9 protein-coding genes, 1 tRNA gene and 2 rRNA genes (1 of these 12 running past the window's edge) are annotated in these 12651 nt (G+C 65.2%); 2 read left to right on the top strand and 10 right to left on the bottom strand.

Going from position 1 to position 12651, the window contains the following annotated elements:
- The first annotated feature begins 86 nt into the window (after positions 1–86).
- Together BLT78_RS20060 and BLT78_RS21485 are read left to right on the top strand one after the other, a co-directional pair.
- A tRNA-Met gene (locus BLT78_RS20060) sits at positions 87–163 on the top strand.
- A gap of 116 nt (positions 164–279) precedes the next feature.
- Positions 280–924: a hypothetical protein gene (locus tag BLT78_RS21485; RefSeq protein ID WP_157719557.1), complete on the top strand. Its 645-nt coding sequence runs from the start codon at positions 280–282 to the stop codon at positions 922–924.
- On the opposite strand, the gene BLT78_RS20050 is transcribed toward BLT78_RS21485, so the two are convergent.
- The 10 genes from BLT78_RS20050 to BLT78_RS20005 form a co-directional block, all read right to left on the bottom strand.
- Complete coding sequence (locus BLT78_RS20050; protein ID WP_090351717.1) at positions 906–1832, bottom strand: DMT family transporter; 927 nt, start codon at positions 1830–1832, stop codon at positions 906–908. The two genes, BLT78_RS21485 and BLT78_RS20050, sit on opposite strands and share 19 nt — an antisense overlap.
- Before the next feature lie 180 nt (positions 1833–2012).
- Complete coding sequence (locus BLT78_RS20045) at positions 2013–3335, bottom strand: flavin monoamine oxidase family protein (protein WP_090351716.1); 1323 nt, start codon at positions 3333–3335, stop codon at positions 2013–2015.
- 67 nt (positions 3336–3402) lie between these two features.
- The gene (rimI, locus tag BLT78_RS20040; protein WP_090351714.1) at positions 3403–3855 is read right to left on the bottom strand and encodes a ribosomal protein S18-alanine N-acetyltransferase; all 453 of its coding nucleotides are present in this window, start codon (positions 3853–3855) and stop codon (positions 3403–3405) included.
- On the bottom strand, positions 3852–4661 hold the full coding sequence (locus BLT78_RS20035; RefSeq protein ID WP_090351712.1) for a hypothetical protein: 810 nt from the start codon (positions 4659–4661) through the stop codon (positions 3852–3854). The genes rimI and BLT78_RS20035 overlap by 4 nt, the downstream gene beginning before the upstream one ends.
- Positions 4658–6205 (bottom strand): 2-isopropylmalate synthase, encoded by a 1548-nt coding sequence (locus BLT78_RS20030; RefSeq protein ID WP_090351711.1) that lies wholly within the window; start codon positions 6203–6205, stop codon positions 4658–4660. The genes BLT78_RS20035 and BLT78_RS20030 overlap by 4 nt, the downstream gene beginning before the upstream one ends.
- 142 nt (positions 6206–6347) lie before the next feature.
- Positions 6348–8630, bottom strand: coding sequence for a PqiB family protein (locus BLT78_RS20025; RefSeq protein WP_090351709.1), 2283 nt, complete (start codon positions 8628–8630; stop codon positions 6348–6350).
- Positions 8623–9243, bottom strand: a complete 621-nt coding sequence (locus BLT78_RS20020) for a paraquat-inducible protein A (protein ID WP_090351708.1) — start codon at positions 9241–9243, stop codon at positions 8623–8625. The genes BLT78_RS20025 and BLT78_RS20020 overlap by 8 nt, the downstream gene beginning before the upstream one ends.
- Positions 9230–9892 (bottom strand): paraquat-inducible protein A, encoded by a 663-nt coding sequence (locus tag BLT78_RS20015; protein WP_090351706.1) that lies wholly within the window; start codon positions 9890–9892, stop codon positions 9230–9232. Before BLT78_RS20015 ends, BLT78_RS20020 begins: the two co-directional genes overlap by 14 nt.
- 123 nt (positions 9893–10015) lie before the next feature.
- Positions 10016–10131, bottom strand: a 5S ribosomal RNA gene (gene rrf, locus BLT78_RS20010).
- Positions 10132–10257: 126 nt separating this feature from the next.
- Positions 10258–12651, bottom strand: a 23S ribosomal RNA gene (locus BLT78_RS20005) (it continues 498 nt past the right edge of the window).

Genomic DNA, 12651 nt, shown 5'->3' with positions numbered 1-12651 from the left:
GCGGCAAGCGTTTGATCGGATTGGAGTTTTTTCTGCACTCGGGGGTTGACAGCAACCCCGCCGCCCATAATAATGCGCGCCACGTTGGCTACGTAGCTCAGCTGGTTAGAGCACGGCATTCATAATGCTGGGGTCCGGGGTTCAAGTCCCTGCGTAGCCACCAAAAATTCCGAAAGGGCCTGCAGAAATGCAGGCCCTTTTTCGTTGTGCGCGAAAAAACCTCCGGCTACGCTGGCAGCTCCCCAGGGATCGGGGAGTCATCACGGCCAGGAGGCCTCCATGCACGCAGATCAGGAAGATGCGCCCTTACGCCATCGCACCCGGCGCCGCCACGGCTGGCTGCTGGCGCTGACCATACTGGGCAGCACGGCAGCTGCCGCCATTGTCGCTCCGCAGTGGCTGAAGAGTCGGGCCACGCCGGTGGCGCCACTCGCAGCCCCCTCTCCAGCACCGATCACGGCCGCCGCCGCCCCGCCGCCCCTGTCTGCGCCTGTGCCGCTGAGCAGGCCCGCGGCGCCTCCGCCAGCGCAGATCCACGCCTACCGCCCGGCGCCGCCGGCGGACACCGCGGCGCCCCGGCAAACCACGTTCAACGAGCACAACTACCAGCCCCGGCCGATCATCAATCGCCTGCCGGCCGTGCGCCCGGCAACTGGCGAACGACCCAGGCCGCGGCAAAAGAGCGTGACCCGCTCGGCCAAGTGGTCGTGGCAAACCCGCGATGGCAGCGTCCGCGGCACCTTCAAGTGGCGCGAAAGCGGCGGCCGGATCGACTACGCCAGCGTGTGCATGAACGAACGGCGCGGCTCGCTGCGCTACCGCGACTGCCGCAAGGGCGCCAAGGCGACTTTCGCCAGGCTGTGCCGCGAGCACCGCGACCCGGCCGCCTGCCACGCGGAGAACAACTACTCGGCGCTGCGTTGAAGGTCCGCGACACTCCTGACCGGGCGGGTGGCCAGCAGCAGGCCGGCGAAGATCAGCGCCCCGCCCAGCCAGTGGTAGAAGGCCAGGCGCTCGTCCAGCAGCAGCCAGGCGAGCAGTGCCGCGAACACCGGCATCAGGTAGCTGAACAGCGAGGCGCGCGCCGCGCCCAGCACCTTGAGTCCGTGGTTCCAGGCCAGATAGGCGAGCAGCGAGGCGAACAGCGCGGTATAGCCGATCGCGGCGAGGTTGCCCGCAGTCGGCGCGAAACCGCCGACGCGCAGCAGTTCGAACAGGTAGAACGGCAGCATCATGCCCAGGCCGAACAGGATCATCACGCCCAGCAACGGCAGCGGCGGCAGCCCGAAGCGCGGCCCCCACAGGCGCATCAGCAGCGAATACAGGGCCCAGGCCGCCACCGCCAGCAGCATGAGCAGATCGCCGGGGTAGAAGTCGAGGGCGCGGAAGGTCGCCAGCTCGCCACGCCCGATCAGCAGCAGCAGGCCAGCGGCGGCCACCGCCATGCCGAACCAGGCACGCCGCGCCGGCCACTCGCCGAGCAGCAGTCCCGCGCCGAGGAAGGTGGCGAGCGGCAGGCAGGTGTTGAGCAGGGTGATGTTGATCGCCGAGGTGCTGTGCGCGGCGTGGTAAAGCAGCGAGTTGTAGCTGGCGATGCCCAGCACGGCGACCAGCCACAGGCGCCAACCGGCGGCGCGGATCTGCACGCGCAGCGTCCAGAGCGGGCGTGCGACGAAGGGCAGCAGCAGTCCCAGCGCCAGCGACCAGCGCCAGAACGCCAGCGACATCGGCGGGATGCTGTCGGCCACCGCCCGCGCCACCAGGGCGTTGCCGGCCCAGCACAGGCAGGACAGCAACAGTCCGGCAGCGGCCCACAGATGGCGCAGGTTCATCGCCGCACCTCGCTCGACTGCCGGTGGCTCGCGCACGGCAGAGCACCAGGGGACTGAGGCGCCTCGCGGGTCGAGCACCCCGGGCTTGCGGCAAATGACATGGCCAACTCCTTCGACACAGGCGGGCACCTTACGAAGCCGTCCGCCCGCTTGGCAAGCCCGCGCGCGGTGCGGCGGTCGTCAGCCCAGGGCCAGGACTTCCTCGGCGGCGCGCTCGCCGGCCTCCACCGCGCCCTCGAGGGTGCCTGGCCAGCGCAGGGCCAGGTCGGCGCCGGCGAAGTGCACGCGCCCCAGCGGGCGGCTCAGCAGCGGCGCCTGCACGCTCCAGCCGCCGGCCGGCCAGTAGGGCTCCGCACAGCGCAGGAACGGCTCGTCGGCCCAGCACTGCAGCAGGCACTCCAGCGGCGTGCGCGCCGGCTCGCCGAGCAGGACGCCGAGGGTATCCAGCAGCAGGGCCTGGCGCGCCGACGCCGCCAGCGCCAGGCAACGCCTGGCCAGCTCGCCAGTCAGCCGCACGCGCAGCGCCCCCTCCCCCGCAAGCACGGGCGGCTGCTCGATCAGCAGGCAGTCACCGGCGCAGTGCGGCAAGGCGACATGGGGCAGACGCGCGCGCCAGAACGGCCGCTCGTAGCGCAACTGGACATCCAGGGAGGCCTGCGGCAGCAGCTGGCGCAGGCCAAGCTCGTACCAGCCGGGCAGCGCCGGGGCAAAGCCGAGCCGCGCCAGCAGCAAGGCCGGCAACGCCAGCACCACCTGCTCGGCGCGATAACGTGCGCCCGCCGTGACCAGCTCGACGCCACGAGCATCCTGCTCGACTGCCAGCAGTGGCGTATCGAGCACGAGGGAGTCGCCCAGACGCTGGGCCAGGGCGACGCAGATCGCCCGCATGCCGGCCGCCGGCCGCTCCTGCGCGCCCAGGCGCAGCTCCAGCAATCCGGCACGCCCGCCCTGGCGGCGCAGCTGCAACTGCGCCTGCAGCAGGGACACGGATGGCGGGGCGGCGAACAGCCGCTCGGCCATCTGCCCGGCCAGCCGGCGCGCCTCGCCGCCCAGCCAGCGCTGCTCCAGCCAAGCGGCCAGGCTGCGAGTGTCCAGCTCGCGAGCCAGACCGTGCTCGGCGGAGGGCTCCGGCGGCAGTTGGGCGGCCTGCTGCTCGAGCTTCCGCCACAGGTGTCCGAGCTGCTGGCGGGCGAGCCAGCCGCGCGCGGCCAGCGCCTGGCGATACAGCTGATCGAAGCCGCAGGGCTGGACGGTCGGCGCCTGCAGCGCGAGCCCCAGCTCCTGGGTCAGCTGGCGAACGCGCACCTGGCGAGCGCCGATACCACCGGAGCCCAGCTCCACCGGCATGCCGTCGGCAAACTGGCGGGTGCGGATACGCCCACCGAGATCGCCCGTGGCCTCCAGCACGCGCACGTCCTTGCCGGCCCAGGCCAGACGCCAGGCAGCCGTCAGCCCGGACAGGCCGGCGCCGACCACGATCACCTCGGCGGTTTGCAGCGTCATCCCGGCGCTCCCGGCAAAGTTCAGGACAAGGTATGCAAGCGCTCGCCGGGCCACGCCCGGCAGCGGCTCAGTCGAACAGCGGGCAGGCCATCACCAGGGCGTCCTCGCGTCCGCCCGTGGCGGGATAGTAATCACGCCGCCGGCCGATCTCGTTGAAGCCGAAACGCTCGTACAGACGGTAGGCCGACTGGTTGGAGGCGCGCACCTCGAGGAAACACTCGTTGCCACCGCGCTCACGGGCGCGCTGCATCAGGTGGGTGAGCAGGCGCAGACCGAGGCCGCGGCCCTGGCTCTCCGGCTTGACGGTGATGTTGAGCAGGTGCGCCTCGTCGGCGATCAGGTTGATCACCCCGTGGCCGACCTGCTGGCTGCCTTCGAACATCAGCCAGCATTCGTAGGAGTTGAGCGCATCGGTGAAGATGCCGCGCGTCCAGGGATGGCTGAAGGCGGCGTATTCGATCTTGAGTACCGCATCCAGGTCGTCGGCGCTCATGCGCCGGAAACTTACCGCATCAGTCATGCTTCGTTCGTCCAGCGGCGTCTGGCGCGCCGCATGCTTTGCCACAGCTCGGCCTTCAGCGGCGGAGCTTCCATCAGTTGTTCGAGGCCCGGCAGGGTCCAGGCTGCGCCAAGTCCGGCGAGGTCGATCTCCCGGCAGCTCGGCGGTTGCTCCTCTTCGCCGGCGAAACGCGCGGCGGCACTGCCGATCAGCCAGGTGCAGAGCGTCGGCTCCTGTTCGAGCTGCCCCTGCAGCACGGCCCGCACGTAGTCGCGGGCGGCTGCCGGGCCCTGGTCGAACTCGGGATTGTTGCGGATCAGCGGCCAGCGGATCGGCTCGCCGATCGGTCGCGGACTGTCCGGCAGCCCGGCAGCGCGCAGCAGGTCCTTGAGCAGGCGATAACCGGGATCGCGTGCACCGAAGGGCTCCCCCGTCGGCAGTTCGACCAGCAACAGGCAACTGCCGGCGCGCAACGACTGCAGGGCGAAGCGGGGGGGCGGTTCGCGGCGTGGCGCAGGTGGCGGCGCGACCTCGGCCAGCGGCGCGGGCGCCTTGTCGGCAGCCGGCCGGAGCGGGATCACCGGCGCCTTGCGCGGCACGACCGCCTCCGGTACCGGAACCGCAGGCCGGGCAGTCTCGGGTCGCCGGGACTCCGCCGCCGGAGCGGCGACAGCCGGACGCGGCCGCCGCGGCGCTTCCACCTCCGGCTCCGGCAGTACCAGCAGCTCGGGACGCGAGGGCGCGGCAAACGGCAGCGCCATGCGCGGCAACCAGGTGGTCACCTGCATGGCGCCGAGGTAGGCGCGGCGCTGCTGTTCGTCGATCAAACGTCGGCTGCCTGCGGGTGGGTCTTGTGGCCGCCGGCCTGCATCAGGTTCAGCGCGTTCAGGTAGGCCTTGGCGGAGGCGGCGAGGATGTCGGTGTCGGCGCCATTGCCGTTGACGATGCGTCCGCCCTTCTCCAGCCGCACGGTCACCTCGCCCTGGGAGTCAGTGCCCTGGGTGATGGCGTTGACCGAGTACAGCTGCAGGTTGGCCTGCGACTGGACGATTGCCTCGATGGCCTTGAAGGTGGCGTCCACCGGACCGGCGCCACTGGCGCTGGCCTTGTGTTCGACACCGTCGACGCTGAGCACCAGCTGCGCTTGCGGCACCTCGCCGGTCTTGCTCGCCACCTCGAGGAAGGCCAGCTTGAAGTGCTCCGGCGCTTCCTCGCCGAGGCTGTCGGAGACCAGCGCCTGCAGGTCCTCGTCGAAGATCTCGTGCTTCTTGTCGGCCAGCTCCTTGAAGCGGGCGAACGCGGCGTTCAGCTCGGCCTCGCCGGGCAGAACGATGCCCAGCTCCTCGAGACGGGCGCGGAAGGCGTTGCGCCCGGAGTGCTTGCCCATGACCATCTTGTTGGCGTTCCAGCCGACGTCCTGGGCGCGCATGATCTCGTAGGTCTCGCGGTGCTTGAGCACGCCGTCCTGGTGGATGCCCGACTCGTGGGCGAAGGCGTTGGCGCCGACGATGGCCTTGTTCGGCTGCACCGGGAAGCCGGTGATGCCGGACACCATGCGCGAGGTGCTGAGGATGTGTTCGGTCTCGATGTTGGTGTAGACGCCGAGCAGGTCCTTGCGCGTCTTGATCGCCATGACGATCTCTTCCAGCGCGGCGTTGCCGGCGCGCTCGCCCAGGCCGTTGATGGTGCACTCGACCTGGCGCGCACCGGCGACCACGGCGGCCAGCGAGTTGGCCACGGCCAGGCCGAGGTCGTTGTGGCAGTGCACCGAGAACACCGCCTTGTCGGCGTTGGGGATGCGCTCGAGCAGCTGGCGGATGGTATCGGCATACTGGTGCGGGATGGCGTAGCCGACGGTATCCGGGATGTTGATGGTGCGCGCGCCGGCGTCGATGGCCGCCTCGATGATCCGGCAGAGGAAGTCGATTTCCGAGCGGCCGGCGTCCTCGCAGGAGAACTCCACGTCGCCGCACAGGCTGCGCGCCTTCTTCACCGCCCGCACGGCCTGCTCGATCACCTGGTCCGGCTGCATGCGCAGCTTGTACTGCATGTGGATCGGGCTGGTGGCGATGAAGGTGTGGATGCGTCCGGAATTGGCGTTCTTGAGGGCCTCGGCGGCGCGCTCGATGTCGCCGTCCAGCGCACGCGACAGGCTGCACACGGTGCTGTCCTTGATCGTCTCGGCAATCGCCTTGACCGCCTCGAAGTCGCCCGGGCTGGCGATGGCGAAGCCGGCCTCGATCACGTCGACGCGCATGCGCTCCAGCGCCTTGGCGATGCGCAGCTTCTCTTCCTTGGTCATGGACGCGCCGGGACTCTGCTCGCCGTCGCGCAGCGTGGTGTCGAAAATGATGACGCGGTCGTTGCTCATGTCGGTCTCCTGGTGATCCCGTCGCCGGCAGGTCGGCGCATGCCGTTCTGGTTATCCGCAGATTGTGGCGCGAATCCCGCTGGCGGGAAAGCGCCAGGCCCCGCAGGGGCGCGGCCGCTGGTTGCCCGGGCCCGGGATGTCTTCACGGCGGCAGTGGAATTTTCGGCGCCCAGCGCAACCACTCGTCCTGTGGCTCATCGAACAGGGCGAAGGTCTGGCCGGGATGGACCGGACCGGGCTGCTCCGGCGTGGCGAAGGCGATGCCGCCCTCGAGCAGCGCCTCCAGCGACTCGGTACGGATCTGCGCGCCCTTGAGCAGGCCGAGATCGACCCCGATGCCGCTGGCGTTCCAGAAGCGGCTGCCGCCGCGCACCAGCGACGCGTAGCGCGGCTCGATCAGGACGTGCACCAACACGCGGTCGGCGGTGGGCCCCAGGTCGAGGCGGGTGACCTTGCCCACCGCCATCTCGCGATAGGTGACGGCGACGCCGGGCTTGAGCGAGCCGCGCCGGCTGGCACTGAGCACCAGTGGCAACCCCGGCTCCTCGGCAACCGCCTGGGGTGCCCGGGGCAGGACGGTGAAGCGCGTCTGCCGCTCGCCGGCCCGGGGCGCCGGTTCGACCTCGAGGTAGGGTCCGCTCACCAGGGTGTCGAGGTTGGCCGTGCGCACCAGGCCGAGCTCCGGGCGCACCACCCAGAACCGGCTGCCGGCACTGGCGACGCGGGCCTCGGCGGCGGTGACCCGGACCCGGAGCAGCACCGCGCCCAGATCTTCGCTGAGACGCACCTCCTCGACCAGGCCGATATCCAGACCGCGATAACGCAGCGGCGTGCCCTCGCGCAGGCCATCGCCGCGCTCGACGCGCAGCTCGAGCAACTGGCCGCGCGCGAGGGCCAAGGCCTCGGACTCGTACAGCGGGAAGCGCTCGATCCGCTTCACTGCGGGAGCGGCCGGATCGGGGGTTTCGAAGGCGATGCCACCGAGCACCAGTGTCTGCAGCGACTCGCTCTTCACCTCGACGCCCCCCAGCCCTCCCTTGAGGGTGATGCCACTGGCATTCCAGAAGCGGGTGGATCTGTTGATCAATCCCGCGTAGTCCGGCTCGATGTGCACGCCCAGCACCACGCGGTCGCGCTCACGGGACAGCTGGTAGCTTTGCACGCTGCCGACGCGCATCTGCCGGTAGAGCACCGGACTGCCGATGTCCAGGGAGCCCAGTCGATCGGCGGACAGCACCAGATGCAGCCCGGGAGCATCCACATTCAGCGGCGGCGCCTTCGCCCGCACGGCGAACTCGCGGGATGGCGAACCCTCCTTGCCAAAGCGCACTGCCAGGTAGTTGCCCTGTACCAGCGCCTCCAGGCCGGTGATGCCGGCCAGGGAAATCGATGGCTTGACCACCCAGAACTCGGTGCCGGACAGCAACAGCTCCTCGGTACGCGGATCCATGGTCAGCTCGGCCATCGGTTGAGCAAAATCCTTGCCCATGTCGATCCTCTTCAAGGTGCCTACCTGCACACCGTTGTACATCACCGGGGTGCGCCCAGGCTGCAGGCCGCTGACATCCTCGAGCTTCAAGGCAACCTTGAGGCCGGCCTCGGCGGCATCGAAATCCTCGTAGAGACGGAACGGAATGGTCGGGTCGGTGGGCGGACTATCCGCCCGATGGTCCGGGGTGGCAAAGGCAATGCCGCCGGTGGCTATGCTCACCAGCGACTCGGTGCGCAGCTTGAAGCCGGATAGTCCGCCACTGAAAGTGACGCCGCTGGCGTTCCAGAAGCGTGTGTGCTTGCGCACCAGGTGTGCATAGGGCTGCTCGATGTAGATCTGCACTTCGACGGTGCGCTGGTCCTCGCCCAGCCGGTAGCTCTTCACCTGGCCGACGCGGATCTGTCGATGGAATACCGGGCTGCCCTCGTCGAGCGAGCCCAACCGATCGGCCTTGAGGGTGATGTGCAGACCCGGCAGGCGGTCGGAAAGCGGCGGCGGCTCCCGAAGCGCGGTGAACTCATGGGCCGGCTCGCCCCTGACCGGATCGACGGCGATGTAGATACCGGACACCAGGGTTTCCAGACCGGTGACCCCGGCCAGCGAGACCCGCGGCTTGACCAGCCAGAAGCGGGTTTCCGCGCTGAGGTAGTCCTTCGCCTCGCGGTTGATCTCGATGATGGCATCGACGCCCTGGATGTCCTTGCTGACATGCAGGTCGATGACCTTGCCCACGGCGATGCCCTTGTACATGACCTGGGTCTTGTTGACCTGGATGCCTTCGCCATCGGGGAAGTGCACCATGATCTCCACCCCAGCTTCGCTCAGGGCTCGCCAGAGCAGCCAGAGGCCGATGAGCAAGGCCAGCAGGGGGAGCACCCAGATGGCCGACCAACTGCTGGTCTTGTGGATCTCGGGGTGGGCAAGTTCACTCATGGGGATCATCTGCGTCGGTGTTGTCCCAGATCAGCCGGGGATCGAAGGTAATGGCCGCCAGCATGGTCAGCACGACCACCGCCGCGAACGCCAGGGCGCCGGCCCCTGCCTCGATGCTGGCCAGATTGCCGAAGCTGACCAGCGCGACGAGGATGGCGATGACGAAGATATCCAGCATCGACCAGCGCCCTATCCACTCGATGAAGCGGAACATGATGATCCGCTGGCGTGGCGAAAGCGGCTGATGGCGCTGCACCGAGTACAGCAGCAGGGCGATGCCGACCAGCTTGAAGGTCGGCACAAGAATACTGGCAACGAATACCACCAGGGCGATCGGCAGCATCTGCGCGTGGATAAGCTCCATCACCCCCCCCATGATCGTCGCCGGGCTGCCCAGGCCGAACAGGCTGACGGTCATGATCGGCAGCAGGTTGGCGGGTACATAAAGCAGGGCCGCAGCCAGCAGCAGCGCCCAGGTACGGGCAATGCTGTTTGGCCGGCGGGGATGCAGTCTGGCCTCGCAGCGGCTGCAGTGCTGAGCCTCGCCTGGCTGCCAGCGATTGAGCTGGTGGCATTCGTCGCACACCAGAATGCCGGCATCAAGCGCGCGCATGCTCTTCATCCTCCAGCGCGGCCCAGATCTGGTGCGGCGACATGGTGACCTCCAGCCATACCTGAGCCAGCAGAAGTCCGATGAAGCAGAACAGCCCCATGCCCAGCGTCAGGTCGGCCATGTCGATCAGCTTGACGATGGAGACCAAGATCCCCATCAGGTAGACCTCCAGCATTCCCCACTCGCGCAAATGGTAATACGAGCGGAACAGCCAGCGCCCGCTCTTGAGCGCCACCCGCCAGCGAATGCACAACAGCACCAACAACTGGCAGAGGAGCTTGAGCAGCGGCACCACCATGCTGCAAAGAAAGACGATCCCGGCGACCAGCTCCATGCCACTGCGGTAAAGCCCAACCACTCCGCTCCATACAGTGTCCTGAGTGGTCTGCCCCAGCAGATTGAGCTGCATGATCGGCAGGAAATTCGCCGGCAGGAACAGCAGCAAGGCCGTCAGCACCAGCGCAAGACTGCGCAATTCGACATGGGCACGGTGAGACGACAACTCATAGCCGCAGCGTGGACAACAGGCTCTCTGCTCCAGATCCAGCTCAGGCTTTCGCATCAGCAAGTCGCACTCGTGGCAGGCCATCAGTTGCGACAATGGCAGCTCGGCGAGTGACGTGGGGGATGAGACAGCGGGGTCGGACATCGGAACACCGCGCGATGGGCAGGTACGCGCTATCTTAGCTAAGAAGAGCCTAGCCATGCGCTTTTCAGCGCTCAAAGGACGAAACCCCGACCAGCATGAGCTGATCGGGGTTTCTGTATAGGTGCTTGACGATGACCTACTCTCACATGGGGAAGCCCCACACTACCATCGGCGATGCGTCGTTTCACTGCTGAGTTCGGGATGGGATCAGGTGGTTCCAACGCTCTATGGTCGTCAAGCAATTCGGTTGGGGCATCGCCGTGGCGCTACCCCGAATCGGGTACGTGATAGTCGTATTCGGTAATTTGCGGTTCTGCAAGCTTTCGGCCTGTCTCACGCAAACAATCAGATTGTTTGGGTGTTATATGGTCAAGCCTCACGGGCAATTAGTACTGGTTAGCTCAACGCCTCACAACGCTTACACACCCAGCCTATCAACGTCGTAGTCTTCGACGGCCCTTCAGGGAGCTCGAGGCTCCAGTGAGATCTCATCTTGAGGCAAGTTTCCCGCTTAGATGCTTTCAGCGGTTATCTTTTCCGAACATAGCTACCCGGCAATGCCACTGGCGTGACAACCGGAACACCAGAGGTTCGTCCAACCCGGTCCTCTCGTACTAAGGTCAGCCCCTCTCAAATCTCAAACGTCCACGGCAGATAGGGACCGAACTGTCTCACGACGTTCTAAACCCAGCTCGCGTACCACTTTAAATGGCGAACAGCCATACCCTTGGGACCGGCTTCAGCCCCAGGATGTGATGAGCCGACATCGAGGTGCCAAACACCGCCGTCGATATGAACTCTTGGGCGGTATCAGCCTGTTATCCCCGGAGTACCTTTTATCCGTTGAGCGATGGCCCTTCCATACAGAACCACCGGATCACTAAGACCTACTTTCGTACCTGCTCGACGTGTCTGTCTCGCAGTCAAGCGCGCTTTTGCCTTTATACTCTGCGACCGATTTCCGACCGGTCTGAGCGCACCTTCGTACTCCTCCGTTACTCTTTGGGAGGAGACCGCCCCAGTCAAACTACCCACCATACACTGTCCTCGATCCGGATAACGGACCAGAGTTAGAACCTCAAGATTGCCAGGGTGGTATTTCAAGGATGGCTCCACGCGAACTGGCGTCCACGCTTCAAAGCCTCCCACCTATCCTACACAAGCAAGCTCAAAGTCCAGTGCAAAGCTATAGTAAAGGTTCACGGGGTCTTTCCGTCTAGCCGCGGATACACTGCATCTTCACAGCGATTTCAATTTCACTGAGTCTCGGGTGGAGACAGCGCCGCCATCGTTACGCCATTCGTGCAGGTCGGAACTTACCCGACAAGGAATTTCGCTACCTTAGGACCGTTATAGTTACGGCCGCCGTTTACCGGGGCTTCGATCAAGAGCTTCGCTTGCGCTAACCCCATCAATTAACCTTCCGGCACCGGGCAGGCGTCACACCCTATACGTCCACTTTCGTGTTTGCAGAGTGCTGTGTTTTTAATAAACAGTCGCAGCGGCCTGGTATCTTCGACCGGCATGGGCTTACGTAGTAAATACTTCACCCTCACCGGCGCACCTTCTCCCGAAGTTACGGTGCCATTTTGCCTAGTTCCTTCACCCGAGTTCTCTCAAGCGCCTTGGTATTCTCTACCCGACCACCTGTGTCGGTTTGGGGTACGGTTCCTAGTTACCTGAAGCTTAGAGGCTTTTCCTGGAAGCATGGCATCAACCACTTCGCATTCTAAAAGAACGCTCGTCATCAGCTCTCGGCCTAGATTTCCCGGATTTGCCTAAGAAATCAGCCTACCACCTTAAACTTGGACAACCAACGCCAAGCTGGCCTAGCCTTCTCCGTCCCCCCATCGCAGTAACTAGAAGTACAGGAATATTAACCTGTTTCCCATCGACTACGCTCTTCAGCCTCGCCTTAGGGACCGACTAACCCTGCGTCGATTAACGTTGCGCAGGAACCCTTGGTCTTTCGGCGTGGGAGTTTTTCACTCCCATTGTCGTTACTCATGTCAGCATTCGCACTTCTGATACCTCCAGCGAGCTTCTCAACTCACCTTCACAGGCTTACAGAACGCTCCTCTACCGCTCATCCAAAGGATGAACCCGTAGCTTCGGTGTGTGGTTTGAGCCCCGTTACATCTTCCGCGCAGGCCGACTCGACTAGTGAGCTATTACGCTTTCTTTAAAGGGTGGCTGCTTCTAAGCCAACCTCCTAGCTGTCTAAGCCTTCCCACATCGTTTACCACTTAACCACAACTTTGGGACCTTAGCTGACGGTCTGGGTTGTTTCCCTTTTCACGACGGACGTTAGCACCCGCCGTGTGTCTCCCACGCTGACACTTCCAGGTATTCGGAGTTTGCATCGGTTTGGTAAGTCGGGATGACCCCCTAGCCGAAACAGTGCTCTACCCCCTGGAGTGATACGTGAGGCGCTACCTAAATAGCTTTCGAGGAGAACCAGCTATCTCCGAGCTTGATTAGCCTTTCACTCCTATCCACAAGTCATCCCCTACCTTTTCAACGGGAGTGGGTTCGGTCCTCCAGTCAGTGTTACCTAACCTTCAACCTGCTCATGGATAGATCGCCCGGTTTCGGGTCTATACCCAGCGACTAAACGCCCTATTAAGACTCGCTTTCGCTACGCCTCCCCTATACGGTTAAGCTCGCCACTGAATATAAGTCGCTGACCCATTATACAAAAGGTACGCAGTCACCTAACAAAGTAGGCTCCCACTGCTTGTACGCATACGGTTTCAGGT

Source organism: Pseudomonas oryzae, from assembly GCF_900104805.1.
Lineage (GTDB): Bacteria > Pseudomonadota > Gammaproteobacteria > Pseudomonadales > Pseudomonadaceae > Geopseudomonas > Geopseudomonas oryzae.
The sequence above is the reverse complement of the archived record's forward strand: the minus strand, read 5'-3'. Positions and strand labels throughout refer to the sequence as shown.

Coding starts and splice junctions, on each gene's coding strand:
- BLT78_RS21485 (WP_157719557.1), top strand. CDS start 280: ATGCACGCAGATCAGGAAGATGCGCCCTTACGCCATCGCACCCGGCGC.
- BLT78_RS20050 (WP_090351717.1), bottom strand. CDS start 1,832: ATGAACCTGCGCCATCTGTGGGCCGCTGCCGGACTGTTGCTGTCCTGC.
- BLT78_RS20045 (WP_090351716.1), bottom strand. CDS start 3,335: ATGACGCTGCAAACCGCCGAGGTGATCGTGGTCGGCGCCGGCCTGTCC.
- rimI (WP_090351714.1), bottom strand. CDS start 3,855: ATGACTGATGCGGTAAGTTTCCGGCGCATGAGCGCCGACGACCTGGAT.
- BLT78_RS20030 (WP_090351711.1), bottom strand. CDS start 6,205: ATGAGCAACGACCGCGTCATCATTTTCGACACCACGCTGCGCGACGGC.
- BLT78_RS20025 (WP_090351709.1), bottom strand. CDS start 8,630: ATGAGTGAACTTGCCCACCCCGAGATCCACAAGACCAGCAGTTGGTCG.
- BLT78_RS20020 (WP_090351708.1), bottom strand. CDS start 9,243: ATGCGCGCGCTTGATGCCGGCATTCTGGTGTGCGACGAATGCCACCAG.
- BLT78_RS20015 (WP_090351706.1), bottom strand. CDS start 9,892: ATGTCCGACCCCGCTGTCTCATCCCCCACGTCACTCGCCGAGCTGCCA.